Annotated in this window: 15 protein-coding genes and 1 riboswitch; of the genes, 13 read left to right on the top strand and 2 right to left on the bottom strand. The window is 32.7% G+C overall.

The window, feature by feature from the left end:
- The first annotated feature begins 54 nt into the window (after nucleotides 1-54).
- From JG776_RS04410 to JG776_RS04460, 11 genes are all read left to right on the top strand, one after another.
- Entirely contained in the window at nucleotides 55-249 is a 195-nt protein-coding gene (locus JG776_RS04410) for a hypothetical protein (RefSeq protein WP_035165806.1), read from the top strand.
- 112 nt (nucleotides 250-361) lie between these two features.
- Nucleotides 362-529: riboswitch (Lysine riboswitch) on the top strand.
- A gap of 69 nt (nucleotides 530-598) precedes the next feature.
- Entirely contained in the window at nucleotides 599-1,789 is a 1,191-nt protein-coding gene (locus JG776_RS04415; RefSeq protein ID WP_291965063.1) for an aspartate kinase, read from the top strand.
- A 173-nt stretch (nucleotides 1,790-1,962) separates the two neighbouring features.
- Nucleotides 1,963-2,274, top strand: coding sequence for a thioredoxin family protein (locus JG776_RS04420; RefSeq protein ID WP_291965066.1), 312 nt, complete (start codon nucleotides 1,963-1,965; stop codon nucleotides 2,272-2,274).
- A gap of 8 nt (nucleotides 2,275-2,282) precedes the next feature.
- Complete coding sequence (locus JG776_RS04425) at nucleotides 2,283-2,585, top strand: metalloregulator ArsR/SmtB family transcription factor (protein WP_291965068.1); 303 nt, start codon at nucleotides 2,283-2,285, stop codon at nucleotides 2,583-2,585.
- Between the two features lie 75 nt (nucleotides 2,586-2,660).
- Nucleotides 2,661-3,698 carry an ACR3 family arsenite efflux transporter gene (gene arsB / locus JG776_RS04430; RefSeq protein WP_291965070.1) on the top strand — a complete coding sequence of 346 codons (1,038 nt, stop codon included), beginning with the start codon at nucleotides 2,661-2,663 and terminating at the stop codon, nucleotides 3,696-3,698.
- Between the two features lie 86 nt (nucleotides 3,699-3,784).
- Nucleotides 3,785-4,024 carry a thioredoxin family protein gene (locus tag JG776_RS04435; RefSeq protein ID WP_291965071.1) on the top strand — a complete coding sequence of 80 codons (240 nt, stop codon included), beginning with the start codon at nucleotides 3,785-3,787 and terminating at the stop codon, nucleotides 4,022-4,024.
- 10 nt (nucleotides 4,025-4,034) lie between these two features.
- Complete coding sequence (locus JG776_RS04440) at nucleotides 4,035-4,271, top strand: 4Fe-4S dicluster domain-containing protein (protein WP_027308086.1); 237 nt, start codon at nucleotides 4,035-4,037, stop codon at nucleotides 4,269-4,271.
- Between the two features lie 181 nt (nucleotides 4,272-4,452).
- Entirely contained in the window at nucleotides 4,453-5,949 is a 1,497-nt protein-coding gene (gene glpK, locus JG776_RS04445) for a glycerol kinase GlpK (RefSeq protein WP_291965075.1), read from the top strand.
- Between the two features lie 129 nt (nucleotides 5,950-6,078).
- Nucleotides 6,079-7,503, top strand: a complete 1,425-nt coding sequence (locus tag JG776_RS04450) for an NAD(P)/FAD-dependent oxidoreductase (protein ID WP_291965077.1) — start codon at nucleotides 6,079-6,081, stop codon at nucleotides 7,501-7,503.
- 14 nt (nucleotides 7,504-7,517) lie between these two features.
- Nucleotides 7,518-8,780: an FAD-dependent oxidoreductase gene (locus JG776_RS04455; protein WP_291965079.1), complete on the top strand. Its 1,263-nt coding sequence runs from the start codon at nucleotides 7,518-7,520 to the stop codon at nucleotides 8,778-8,780.
- Nucleotides 8,777-9,133 (top strand): DUF1667 domain-containing protein, encoded by a 357-nt coding sequence (locus tag JG776_RS04460; protein ID WP_291965081.1) that lies wholly within the window; start codon nucleotides 8,777-8,779, stop codon nucleotides 9,131-9,133. The genes JG776_RS04455 and JG776_RS04460 overlap by 4 nt, the downstream gene beginning before the upstream one ends.
- A gap of 18 nt (nucleotides 9,134-9,151) precedes the next feature.
- Here the strand turns inward: JG776_RS04460 and JG776_RS04465 are convergent, their stop codons facing one another.
- A complete protein-coding gene (locus JG776_RS04465; protein ID WP_291965083.1) occupies nucleotides 9,152-10,354 on the bottom strand; it encodes an FAD-dependent oxidoreductase in 1,203 nt (400 codons plus the stop codon).
- A gap of 59 nt (nucleotides 10,355-10,413) precedes the next feature.
- Nucleotides 10,414-11,646 (bottom strand): UV DNA damage repair endonuclease UvsE, encoded by a 1,233-nt coding sequence (gene uvsE / locus JG776_RS04470; RefSeq protein ID WP_291965085.1) that lies wholly within the window; start codon nucleotides 11,644-11,646, stop codon nucleotides 10,414-10,416.
- A 111-nt stretch (nucleotides 11,647-11,757) separates the two neighbouring features.
- On the opposite strand from uvsE, the gene JG776_RS04475 reads away from it, so the two are divergent.
- On the top strand, nucleotides 11,758-13,089 hold the full coding sequence (locus tag JG776_RS04475) for a DUF445 family protein (protein ID WP_291965086.1): 1,332 nt from the start codon (nucleotides 11,758-11,760) through the stop codon (nucleotides 13,087-13,089).
- 13 nt (nucleotides 13,090-13,102) lie between these two features.
- A complete protein-coding gene (locus JG776_RS04480) occupies nucleotides 13,103-14,791 on the top strand; it encodes an N-6 DNA methylase (RefSeq protein ID WP_291965088.1) in 1,689 nt (562 codons plus the stop codon).
- Nucleotides 14,792-14,807 lie beyond the last annotated feature (16 nt).

Here is a 14,807-nt window from a genome sequence, read left to right on the forward strand (position 1 = left end):
TGAGAGTAGGGTAAAAATATTAATGTGTAAAACAACAAAATGGAGGTATGAAGTATGTTACAAAAGAATGCAAGACAAAATGTAGAAGAAAGCGTACAAAATCTACAAAACACTCTAAATAGTCTAAGACAGGCAGCAACAACTGTAGAAAATCAAAACACTAAGGCACAAATTGAACAGCAGATACAAAGTATCCAAAATACTTTAAATGCATGCCAAAACATAGCAAATACATTAAGGCAACAATAATAGGAGGGGATTACCCCTCTTAATTTATTGCAGAAAATTAATAAAAATACATTTGAAATGTATAAATATTTATGATAGTATAAATACAATAATTTAATAAAAAAATAACAATACCTTATGTAGAGGTGCCTAAGTCAAGAGTACTAAAGAGGAACTTGGCAGGTTATGAAGCTTTAGGAAAGGGGCTTTAGGCCGAAGGGGATAGTCGCCAAACTATTTACCTGGCTGTTTGCATAATATGCACTCAGCTGTCACCAAAGGGTGGAGAGCTACAAAGGTTTTGTTTGGGTATGCAAAAGCAGCTTGAACAAACCTTGCTGCTTTTATTTTTTTAAAGGAGGAATGGGAAATGGCAATTGTTGTACAAAAGTATGGTGGGAGCTCGGTTTCTACTACTGAAAAAATTAAAAGAGTTGCAAAAAGTGTTATAGATAAAAAAAACAAGGGATATAAAGTTGTTGTTGTAATATCGGCAATGGGAGATACAACGGATGATTTAATAGAGCTTGCAAAGGGTATTTCTAATAGTCCTGATAAAAGGGAGTTAGATGCCCTACTTGCAACAGGTGAAATGATTTCAAGTTCGCTTTTGGCGATGGCTATAAAGGACATAGGATATGATGCAATATCCTTTAATGCATTTCAAATTCAGCTAAAAACAAATGGAGTATATGGTAAATCGTTAATTGAAGATATAAATATTCTTCCTATAAAAAATGCATTAGATTTAGATAAAATAGTTGTTGTAGCAGGATTTCAAGGTATTTCAGATGAAGGTGACTTAACAACCTTAGGAAGAGGAGGTTCTGATACCACAGCTGTAGCACTTGCTGTTAAATTAGATGCTGAATGTGAAATATATACAGATGTTGATGGAATATATAGCGTAGATCCTCGTCTTTATAAAAATGCAAAAAAGATTGAAAACATAAGTTACGAAGAGATGTTGGAACTTTCAAGCCTTGGTGCACAGGTTATGCATTCAAGGTCTGTGGAACTTGGACAAAAATACAATATACCCATCTACGTTGGACTTAGTTGTAGCGATGTAAAGGGGACATATATAAGGGAGGTTGAAGAAATGGAAAATAAACCAGTAACAGGGCTTGCAGTTTCAGATGATGATGTTTCAATAACTTTACTTGATATTGATTATGATATTTATACCCTATCAAGTATATTTGAATCAATAGCTGCAAGGAAGATTAATGTTGATATGATAAGCCAGACTGCACCACAAAATGGCAGTGTCAACATATCCTTTACAATACCAAAGGCTGATTTAAATGAGTGCTTAGAAGTTGTCAGAGTATATACGGTTAAAAGGCCAATTATAGATGAGAATGTAACAAAATTTTCTATAGTAGGCATTGGTATGAAGACGACATCGGGTGTTGCAGCAAGACTCTTTAAGGTATTTAAGGAGAATAATATACAGGTTAAAATGATTACCACATCAGAAATAAGAATTACTTGCACTATAAATAGGGAGGATAAATTAAAGGCAGTTGAACTTGTGGCAAAAGAATTTAATTTATAAGAAATGTAAAAACTATAGAAAGAAAAACTTTCTATAGTTTTTTGTTATTATGTAAATTATATGTTAAAAATAAGTACAAATCATAAATATTTATATTTTTTATATTGCAAAAGTCATATAAAAGTATTATTATATGATTAAAGAATCATATACTTTATATGGAAGGTGATATAATGAAGTTGCAGGAAATTAATAAAGCACATTTTGAGGGAATGGAAAATAGCATAACTGGAGTATTAGAGCTTTATACTACGACCTGCCCAGTTTGTGTACAATTAAAGCCTGTACTTGAGGAAGTAGCACAGGAGATAGAAAATGTTAATTTCTATACAATTAATGCACAGGAAAATATGTCAGTTGCAAGAAAGTTTAAAGTAATGAGTGTACCTACTACACTTATATTAAAAAATGGAGAAGTTGTGGAAAAAGTAATAGGCTTTAAAAATAAAGAAGAATTAAAGCAGATAGTACAAAAGTATTTTTAGGTGAGGATATGGAGTTAGTTAATATTTTAAAGGCTTTATCAGATGAAACGAGAATAAGGATATTGAACCTTCTTATGGTTAAAGAACTTTGTGTATGTGAGCTTGAGGTGCTTCTTGGACTTAATCAGTCCAACGCCTCAAGACACTTAAATAAACTTTCTTCTGCTGACATTTTAAAGAGCTATAAAAAGGGACAGTATGTATATTATTTCATAAACTCAGATTTTATAAAAAAATATCAAAATCTATATGAAACCCTTAGACAAAACTTTAACAATTATGACATACTAATGAACGACAAAAAAATTTAGATAAATATATTTTAAGTGGTATATCCTGTGAAGATTTAAAGGAAGGTAAATTAAAATTTTAAGGGAGGTTAGTTTATGGAAAAGAAAAAGGGATTAGGCTTTTTCGAAAGGTATTTATCTATTTGGGTTGCTCTATGTATTGTTGTTGGTATTTTAATAGGAAAATACATTCCTATAATACCAAAAACATTGAGCCGATTTGAATATGCTAATGTTTCAATTCCTGTTGCAATTTTAATATGGCTTATGATTTATCCTATGATGCTTAAAATTGATTTTTCAAGTGTTGTGAATGCAACTAAAAAACCAAAGGGACTTATAGTTACATGTGTTACAAACTGGCTTATAAAACCATTTACAATGTATTTATTTGCATACTTTTTTATAAGAATAGTATTTAATAACTTTATTCCAGATAACCTTGCAACAGAATATATAGCAGGAGCAGTTCTTCTTGGCGCTGCACCTTGTACAGCTATGGTTTTTGTATGGAGCTATTTAACTGATGGAGATGCAGGATATACACTTGTTCAAGTTGCTGTAAATGACTTAATTATACTTGTTGCATTTACACCAATCGTTGCCTTTTTACTTGGTGTAAGCAATGTTAAAGTACCATATAATACTCTATTCTTATCAACTATTCTATTTGTTGTTATACCACTTACATTTGGTTATCTAACAAGAAGAAGTGTTATTAAGAATAAAGGACTTGATTATTTTGAAAATGTATTTTTAAAGAAGTTTAATAATGTAACAATAGTAGGACTACTATTAACACTTGTTATAATATTCTCGTTCCAAGGAGAGATTATACTAAATAATCCATTCCATATTCTATTAATAGCTGTACCACTTACAATTCAAACCTTCTTTATATTTGGATTTGCATACGCTTGGGCAAAGATTTGGAAGCTCCCACATAATATTGCGGCACCAGCATCCCTAATTGGTGCAAGCAATTTCTTTGAACTTGCTGTTGCAGTTGCGATTTCATTATTTGGATTAAAATCAGGAGCAGCCCTTGCGACTGTTGTGGGTGTTTTAACAGAGGTTCCAATAATGCTAACTCTTGTAAAGATTGCAAATAACACAAGACATTGGTTTAAGTAATAAAAACCCCTTTTAGGGGTTTTTATTGACTTTAATATTTAATTATTTTATAATATAGTTATAAAATATAGAAGGGAGATGTTTTTATGCAAATTAAAATACTTGGTTCAGGTTGTGCAAACTGTAAAAAGCTTGAGGCAAATGCAAGAGAGGCCATAAAAGAACTTGGAGTAGAAGCTGAAGTTATAAAGGTTGAGGATTTTAAAGATATTATGAAGTATGGAGTTATGAGAACTCCTGCAATAGTAATAAATGAAAAGGTAAAGATGTTTGGTAAGGTTTGTACAGTAGAAGAAATAAAGAATTATATAAAGGATGAAATGTAGGAGGAATTCTATGTCAAAAACCTGGTATCCAGTAATAGACTATGAAAAGTGTACAGAGTGTGGAATATGCTTTGACCACTGTAAACACGGTGTCTATAGTAAAAGAGAAAGCAGAATAATTGTAGTTGAAGGGGAAAACTGTGTTCACGGATGTAGAGGCTGTCAAAGTAAATGTCCTTCAGGTGCTATAAGCTATGTTGGTGATGACGGTACAACTAAGGGAGGTTGCTGCTGCAGCTGTTGTTAAAAAATAGTTTATCTATGTTAAAATTATAACTTTTCAAAATATATTGAAATTTATTTCGATATTTTGATAAAATAAAAATAGGCAGAGTAAAGAGAGCCACAACACATTTAATAGGGTGTTGTGGCTTTTTTTGAATAATTAATGCATATATTTTATTATCTAAAATTGAGGGGGATATAAAATGTCAAAGTATATTCTTGCATTAGATCAAGGCACAACAAGTTCAAGAGCAATAGTCTTTGATAATGGAGGACAAGTTATTTCTGTTGCACAAAAAGAGTTTACTCAAATATATCCAAAGGCTGGATGGGTTGAACATAATCCTATGGAGATATGGGCAACTCAAATAGGTGTAGCAAATGAGGCTATGGCTAAGGCTGGGCTAACAGCACAGGATATTGCAGCAATTGGTATAACAAATCAAAGAGAAACTACAGTTGTATGGGATAGGACAACAGGAAAGCCAATATATAATGCAATAGTATGGCAGTGCAGAAGGACAGCCGATATATGTGATGACTTAAGAAATAAAGGCTATGCAGAAATGATAAGAAATAAGACAGGATTAGTAGTTGATGCATATTTTTCAGGTACAAAGATAAAATGGATACTTGATAATGTTGAAGGTGCAAGAGAAAAGGCTGAAAGAGGAGAACTTCTATTTGGCAATATTGATACGTGGCTTATATGGAATTTAACAGGTGGAAAGGTTCACGTTACTGACTATTCAAATGCTTCAAGAACAATTCTATATAATATTTACGAATTAAAGTGGGATGATGAGATACTTGAAATATTAAATATTCCTAAATCAATGCTTCCAGAGGTTAAGCCTTCAAGCTGTGTATACGGATATACAGCAGTTGATGTAATAGGAGGAGAAATTCCAATAGCAGGAGATGCAGGAGATCAGCAGGCGGCTCTATTTGGACAGGGATGTTACAGAGAAGGTATGGCTAAAAATACATACGGAACAGGATGTTTTATGCTTATGAACACAGGAGAAAAGCCTGTTAAATCGAAGAATGGACTTTTGACAACAATAGCTTGGGGAGTAGATGGAAGGATAGAGTATGCCCTTGAGGGGAGTATATTTATAGCAGGTGCAGTAATTCAATGGTTAAGAGATGAGCTAAGAATGATAAAGACAGCAGCAGACAGTGAAGAGTATGCAATAGCTGTTGAAGATTCTAATGGAGTATATGTGGTTCCTGCATTTGTTGGTATGGGTGCTCCATATTGGGATATGTATGCAAGGGGAACAATAGTAGGATTAACAAGAGGAGCAAAGAAGGAGCATATTATAAGAGCCTCTCTTGAATCGATGGCATATCAAACAATGGATGTTATTAAGTCTATGGAGGAGGATTCTGGAATTTGCCTTTCAGCACTTAAGGTTGATGGTGGTGCAGCTGCAAACAACTTCCTAATGCAATTCCAATCAGACATATTAAATGTCGATGTTTACAGACCAAGGGTAATAGAGACAACAGCATTAGGTGCTGCATATCTTGCTGGATTGGCAGTTGGATATTGGAAAAATAAAGAGGAGATATTAAGTAATTGGGCTGTAGACAAAAAATTTGAACCTAATATGGATGAAGAAAAGAGAACAAAGCTTATTAGGGGATGGCATAAGGCAGTAAAGAGAGCATTAGAATGGGAAAAGGAAGAATGATTGATTTTTAATCTAAAATATGGTAAACTATAAATAATAGAATATTTTGGCGAGAGTTGAGAGCCGTGAAAATAGGCCACATAGGTGGTTCTGTTTTCACGGCTTAATTTTTTAAGGGGAGGTTTTTGTATGTATGATGTTGCAGTAATTGGTGCAGGTATAGTTGGCACAAGTATAGCAAGGGAATTATCAAGATATGATTTGAATATAGTGGTTATAGAAAAAAGCAGTGATGTAGCAAATGGTTCTACAAAGGCGAACAGTGGAATTGTTCACGCAGGGTACGATGCAAAGGAAGGTACTTTAAAGGCAAAGTTTAATGTTTTAGGAAGTGAGATGTACGAAGAGATATGCAGAGAATTAGATGTACCATATAAGAGAAATGGTTCTTTAGTACTTGCCTTTAATGATGAGGACTTAAGACATATAGAAATGCTTTATAAAAGAGGATTAACAAATGGAGTTAGGGAACTTGAGATAATAGACAAAAACAAGGTTTTATCTTTAGAACCAAACCTTCAAGATAATGTAGTTGGTGCACTTTATGCTAAAACTGGAGCAATAGTGTCTCCCTTTGAGCTTGCTATTGCCCTTGCAGAAAATGCAAATCAAAATGGAGTTGAATTTATGCTTTCAACTCAAGTTGTGAAGGTTTATAAGGAGAAGGATGTATTTACGATTGAGACAAGTCAAGGAATTATAAAATCAAGATTTTTAGTTAATGCGGCAGGGCTTTTTGCAGATGATATAAATGATATGCTTGGAGGAGAAAAATTTAGGATTATACCAAGAAGAGGAGAATATTGCCTATTTGATAAAGCAGTTGGAGGAATAGTTACAAGGACTATATTCCAAACACCTACAAGTAAAGGAAAAGGAATATTGGTGTCTCCAACAGTACACGGCAATTTGTTTGTTGGTCCTAATGCAGTTGAAATGGATAGAAAGGATGATGTTTCAACAACAAGAGAGGGGCTTGATGAGGTATTAAGGGGAGGAAGCAGAAGTGTAAAGGGATTAAATCAAAGAGATGTAATAACTTCCTTTACAGGCATCAGAGCAACACCGGATAATAGGGATTTTATAATAAATATACCAACTTCCAATGCTGTAAATGCAGCAGGTATAGAATCTCCAGGGCTTACTGCATCTGTTGCAATTGCTCCATATGTAGTATCACTTCTTGAGGAACAGGGACTTGTTCTTATAAAGAAGGAGCACTTTGTGGCTACAAGAGAAAATACAAAATTGTTTATAAATATGTCAGAGGATGAAAAGAGAGAAGTTTTAAGCAAAAATCCTATATATGGAAGGATAATCTGTAGATGTGAACACATAACAGAGGGAGATATAATAAGTGCCATAAGAAGACCTCTTGGAGCAAAAAGTGTAGATGGAGTCAAAAGAAGAGTTAGAGCAGGGATGGGAAGATGTCAAGGAGGCTTTTGTATGCCAAGGGTGGTTGAAATACTTGCAAGGGAGCTTAATATACCTCTAACCGAAGTAAAAAAATCAGATGAAGGCAGTTTTATTTTGACAGGTAAGACAAAATGATGGGAGGAGAAAAAATGAAGAGGGACTTGGTTATAATAGGTGGCGGGCCTGCAGGGCTTGCAGCAGCAATAGAGGCAAAGAAGAATGGGATAGATGATATTTTGATATTAGAAAGGGACAAAAGGCTTGGAGGCATATTGCAGCAGTGTATACACAATGGTTTTGGACTTCATATTTTTAAAGAACAGCTAACAGGCCCAGAGTATGCCCAAAGGTTTATAGATGAGGTAGAAAAATTAAAAATAGAATACAAGCTTGATACTATGGTATTACACTTATCTGAAAATAAGCATATTACAGCACTAAATCCAAAGGATGGAATTGTTGAAATAGATGCAAAGGCAGTAATACTTGCAATGGGATGTAGAGAAAGAACAAGGGGAGCCTTAAATATACCAGGAAGTAGACCGGCTGGTGTATTTACTGCAGGTGCAGCTCAAAGATTTGTGAATATGGAAGGGTATATGGTAGGCAAAAAGGTTGTAATTTTAGGCTCGGGTGACATAGGACTTATAATGGCAAGGAGAATGACGCTTGAAGGTGCAGAGGTTAAGATGGTTGTGGAGCTTATGCCATACTCCACTGGGCTTAAGAGAAATATTGTTCAATGCCTTGAGGATTTTGATATACCTCTTTTATTTAGTCACACAGTTATAAAGATACACGGCAGGGAAAGAGTAGAGGGAGTTACGATTGCAGCTGTTGATGAAAATAGAAGACCAATTGAGGGAACAGAGCAGTATGTAGAGTGTGATACACTTTTATTATCTGTTGGATTGATACCAGAGAATGAGTTATCAAGGGAGGCAAATATTAAATTAAATCCAGTAACTTCTGGGGCTTATGTTAATGAGCTTATGGAAACAAGTGTAGATGGAATTTTTGCCTGTGGGAATGTTGTTCACGTACACGATTTGGTAGATTATGTTACAGAGGAGAGCTATCTTGCTGGCTATGGTGCTTCTAAGTATATAAAGGGAGAATATATTAAGGATGAAACTGGATTTATAACTAAAACAGGATTTGGCATACGATATGTAGTTCCAAATAGAATAAATCCAAAGAATGTTAAGAACAGAGTAAACTTCTATATGAGGGTAAATGATGTATATCATAATGTTGATTTAGTTGTAAGGGATGGAGATAGAATTGTTTATAAAGTTAGGAGAAACCACGTTTCACCTGGAGAAATGGAAAGTGTTAAACTTTCAAAGGATGTTTTAGAAAAGGTAGAAGGTAGTGAACTTGTATTTGCATTAGAGGAGGTGGCAAAATGAAAAGGAAGATGACGTGTATTAGCTGCCCCTTAGGATGTCAGCTTGAGGTTGAAGTTGGTGAAAATATAACAGTATCAGGGAACAAATGTAAAAGAGGAGAAGAGTATGCTAAAAATGAAATAACAAATCCCAAAAGAATTATAACCTCAACTGTAAAGGTCTTAGGAGGAGATAGACCTCTTGTGTCAGTTAAAACAGATAGGGAGGTTCCAAAGAATTTGATATTTGAGATAATGAAGGAGATAAATAAAGCAGAGGCTGTAGCACCTGTTGAAATTGGAGATGTTATTATACAGAATGTTTTGGGAACAGGTGCTAACTTGGTAGCAACGTCAAAGGTATTGAAAATATAAAGGAGATAGCTTGGTTTGCTATCTCCTAAAACCATACATATGTATATCTTGATGAATTTTTTCTTCAGAAATCATATCCCTTATTATTTGACCTGCTATTATTGAATACAGTATCCCATTTGAACCATATCCAAGTGCAAAGTAGAAGTTTTTAAATTTTGGGTGTACACCTATATATGGAAGCCCATCCTTTGTATCTCCAAAAAGTCCGTGGAATTTATAATCAACTTCAAAATTTATATTAGGAAACATTTGGCAAAGTCTTTGTTCAAGCTTTTGATATTTATTTTGAGTTATAATTTGGGGAGGATTGATTATTGGAATATCCTCTCCACCGATTATAATTCTATTATCCTGTGTTGTTCTAAGGTAATTGTATGGTGTGCAGTCGTTTCTTATTATGCACCTATCATACCATCCTTCAAAACTACTAACAGGTTTTGTTGCTATTGTAAAACTTGTATTTAGTTTTACTATGTTTTCTTTTATTAAGTTTTTAGCCTGATATCCTGTTGCAACAACCACCTTTTGGGCAGTTATTTTTTTATGCTTATCTGTAAAGAGTATAACTTTATTGTTTTTATGCTGATATTTTAATATAGCAGTATTTTCATAGACTATAAGTCCCCTACTTTGACTATCCTTTATAAGTTCATGGGCAAATCTATATGGGTCAATTTCTGCACCACCACATTTTGAATATATTGCAGCCTCAATTGGGAAGGAGAATTTATCCTTTGCAGTATTTTTATCTAAAAATTCAATGTCAAAGTCTGCAGCCCTTCGTATTTTATATTCTTCTTTAAACTTTTGTATTTTTGATTTATCCTGTGTAAAATATAAGCTCTCTCTTTTTGTAAAGTCGCACTTATCCTTTAGAGTTTTTATAATTCTTTCAATTTCATAGACAGCAGCTTCGTTTGCCTTGTAGGCCTTTAAAGCATTTACTATGCCTATCTTCTTTTCAAGCTCCAAAATGTCGAAATCTACTTCGTACTGGAGTATGGAGGTTGACGCACTTGTGCTTCCATATCCTATAATATTTTTATCAACAAGTATAATTTTTTTACCTAAAAAAGAAAGATAGTAGCTTAAAATAGCTCCTGTAATTCCTCCACCTATAATCAAAATATCACAGTCTTCATTTTTGCTAAGGTATGTATATTTGTTTAGAACTGGATTTTTATTAGTCCAAATAGGATTGTAGGAGACGAGCTTCATTGTATCAACTCCCTTCTCCTATATTTTTATACCTATAATATCAAATTATTCATTCTAACTTAGCTGTTAATTATAAAATAGTAGGAGCTTAAAAGATATTGTTCATTGTATTTTTCAGAAAGCTTTTTTAAAAAAGCTTTTGCCTTAGTATATTCCTTTGTGGATAAGAGCTGATGAAATTTTACAAACTCTTTATCGTTTGCTCTATCTTTAAAATATCCCCATATGTGCTGTAATGTATTTCTTACGGCACCTTCATTTAAGGGAAGAGATAGAGCATAGTCTATGGTTTTATAGAATTCAAGCATATTAGTTTCGCTGTTTATTATACTACTGCATTTTTTATATAGTGCGTAGTTCTTTTCCATAACAACATATTTGTATTTTGCCCATTCATCATACATTACTGATTTTTTAACAGGAAAGATGGTATTTATGCATTTTATTGCAGATATATCCTTATCCTTTGTTTCAAGCATTATATCGCAGTCAAATTTACTTGCTATCTTATAAAACTCTAAAAAATTTTGAATTGATACATAGTCGGAATGGGCACCCTTTTGTTTTGTAGGGGATTGGTCTGAGTAGTGTAGCTTCATTGGGCCATCTTCTTTTTTCCAAGTTTCTAAACATTTTTTAAGTATTGTTTCAGTATTATCCTGAGTTGGGTTTATGCTGTGATGAAGAATATCGAATACTGTAGGTATGCTAATTCTATTAGATATATCTAAAACTTCATCTATGTTAAAATTTTTTTCATCATTTTCTATTACAAGTCTTTTTTTAGATGATTGACTTAGTAAATTAAAGTTTTTACAAAATCTCTCCATAGCAGAGGATTTATCTTTATAAACACCCCCAATATGAAGGACAACCTTATGGGTATAATCAAGCTCTAAGCTGTCTAAAAAGCGAGTGTGGTACTCTATTTCTCTAATTGAGTTTTCTACTATTGAATTGTCCGGTGAGTTTATTATGGTGTATTGCCCAGGGTGCATAGATACTCTAATGTTGTTATTTTTTATATATTCACCTATTTTTATCAATATATCCTTGAATTCAGCATCCCAATTATATGTATTTATCTTATGTCCACCAAAGGGTATTATGTCAGAACTTATTCTGAAAAGATAGATTCCCTTTGAAACGTTGTATTTTAATATTTTAAGTAAATCTAAAAGATTTTGTTGAATTGCTTCATAAAGTTTTTCTTTAGTAAAGTTTTTTATCATAAATCCTCTATTGGTTCTGTATTTAACTCCAAGAGGAATGCAAGCATACCCTATCTTCATAAATATGCCTCCCTTCTTAGTAGAATTTTAGCATAAAATAGTGATTTGTTGTATTGATATTATTTGACCACTTGGTATAATTAATTATGTATAAAGGAAGGAGTGGATAATATGAAGTTTTTAGTTCCAATGGTTGTAGGTGCACTAATAGGATATATAACAAATTATCTTGCAATAAAAATGCTCTTTAGACCCCACTATGAAAAAAGAGTATTTGGTATTAAAATTCCCTTTACACCAGGACTTATACCAAAGGAGAAGCAGAGAATTGCAAAGAGTGTAGGAGAGGCGGTTGGTACACATCTTTTGTCAACCGATGTGTTTGTGGATGCCCTTTGTAGTAATCAAGTAAAGGAGCAGGTTGTTGAATGGTTAAAGAATAGATTTTATTCCTTAAAGAATTCATCAAGGAAGGTATTCGATTTACTCAATATACTTGGTGATAAAAGAGATAAAGTAATAGATAATCTTAAGAATAGCTTTACAGGATTTATAGTAGAGTATATAAAAAAAGACAATAATAGGATTTTAGAGCTTATAAATGAACAAATCAATTTAAAGGAAACATTATTATCCATATTAGATAGTGTAGATGTTAAGTTGAAAATTAAGGATATTGTAAATAATGTGTCACAAAGTAATCAAGCATTAAAGGAAGTCATACCAAGTTCCTTAGATGGCTCCATAAAGATATACATATATTCTAATAAGGATAAAATTGCAAAGGGACTTTTAGAGGCACTTTCAAAGGAAAATGTAAGGGAAAAGATTTCTCACTCTGCCGCAAAAATGGTGGAAAATACATTGGGTAAATTTGCAGCTATGTTTTTAAGCCCTGAGCTTATAGGAGAAAAGATAATATCGTCTCTACAGGGTTATATAAGTAGTGAAGAAAATCATCACGATATAGCTATGATGGTAATTGCACTCTATGAAAAGCTTACAGAAACTAAAGTTAACGATATATTTATCTCCTTCTCCGATGATTCAAAGGAGGACATCGTAGAAAAACTTTCAAATGCAATTAATAGTTATGTAAAGGATTTAATTTATGGATTTAATATAGAAGAAGCGTTAACTAAAATGGCTTATAATGATGAGCTGTATAAGGTTGTGAATATGGCAGTTTCATATATTGTAGATAGTTTTATGAATATTGAGGTTTCAAGCTTATTGAGTAATATAGAAGAAGACGAGCTTGATGCTGCCTTTAATGCTTTAGATGGTATGTTTGAAGAATTTATAAGGGATAAGGCATCAAGGATAATAGGTTTAATCGATGTATCAAAGCTTGTTGAGGATAGAATAAATAGCTTTGATGTTGCCTTTGCAGAGAAGATAATTCTTGAGGTAGCAAGCAAAGAATTATCTGCAATAACTTGGCTTGGAGCACTTTTAGGTGCAATTATGGGAATAATATCTCCACTATTACAAACTCTTTAATATGGAGGATTTTATGTTAAAAGAATTTACTATTGATTTAAAGAAAACATATAAGGAGATTTTAGATGGAGAAGACAATATAGATGGATTTATTAATAAATGGGCGGTAGATGGACATATTGGTGAATTCTATGAAAAGATTAAGAACAAAGAGGAGAGAAAAAGTACAGGAAGCTTTTATACACCTAAAATAATAGTTGATTTTATTACAAAGGATTTAGCAGATAAAATTGACAGTTTAAGGGATGTAAAGATTTTAGACCCCTCCTGTGGAGGGGGATATTTTCTAATAGGGATGTATACTGCTCTATTAGAGAAGGGGTTTAATAAAGAGGATATTATAAATTCGATATATGGCTATGATATAGATGAGAATGCAGTTATGATTACAACACTTGAGCTTTATAGATTGAGTGGTATTTTGCCAAAGAATATAATATTGAAGGATTTTTTGTTTGAAGATAATTCAACCTATAGCTACATAATTGGAAATCCTCCCTATGTTGGTCATAAAATGATAGATAAGGATTATAGGGCAAAGTTAAAGCACAAATATTTAGATGTATTTTCGGATAAAGCAGATTTAAGTTATTGTTTTATAAAAAAGTCATTAGACTCCTTAAAAAGGGATGGTAGGCTTATCTTTTTTACATCAAGATATATGCTTGAGGCACTTTATGGTGAAGGTATACGGGAATATATATTAAAATTTGGCTCTATAGAATCTATAGTTGATCTTTATGGAGTAAGGCTCATAAAGGGTGTAGGTGTAGATAATATCATTTTAAGCGTTGTTAAATCAATAGATTTTAATAGTATAAATTATTTTAGATTAAAACCAGATGCAAAACATAAGGGACAGGAGGTTTTTGATGATATAAAAAGCGGTGAAAAAAGATATCACCTCTTTTTTAAGGTTAATAGGAGTAATTTAAAAAAGGACGGATGGATTTTTTTAGACGAAGTTGGGCTAAATATATTAAATAAAATAAAGGGAGTTGAACTTGGGACAATATGTAGTAGTTTTCAGGGGATTATAACGGGCTGCGATAAGGCTTTTATTTTAAATAGACAAGAAGTAGAAGAATATAATATAGAGAAGGAATTAATTAGAAGATGGATTAAAAGCAGTCATATCAATAAATTTAAAGTGGCTCCCTCAGATGAGTTTATAATATATAGTGATATGATTAAAAATGAAGAGGAATACAAGAATGCAATAGAATACATATCAGCCTATAGAGAAAAGCTTATGGAAAGAAGAGAATGTAAAAAGGGAGTAAGAAGATGGTTTGAGCTTCAATGGGGAAGAAATAGGGAGGATTTTGAGGGAAAAAAGATAATATATCCCTATAAATCAAATACAAATAGATTTGCTATAGATGAGGGAAGTTTCTATAGTGCAGATGTATATAGCTTAAAGATAAATGATATGTTTAAGGAAGTTTTTTCATATGAATTTATTGTTGGTGTCTTAAATAGCACAATATATGAGTTTTATATAAAAACAATGGCAAAGAAGTTGGGGGATGACCTATACGAATACTATCCTAATAAGATTTTAAAGCTGAAAATTCCAAACTACATAAAGGAAATTGAGGATATAGTAAAATCTAATAGGGATGAAAATGAAAAAATTAAAGAGATTGATAGTATATTATGCCAATATTTTGAAATAGAGTGCCACCCAGGTGAAATGTGAAATATTCCAAAAATTT

It is taken from the genome of Caloramator sp., from assembly GCF_020054765.1.
In the GTDB taxonomy this organism is placed as follows: Bacteria; Bacillota; Clostridia; order Clostridiales; family Caloramatoraceae; genus Thermobrachium; species Thermobrachium proteoclasticum.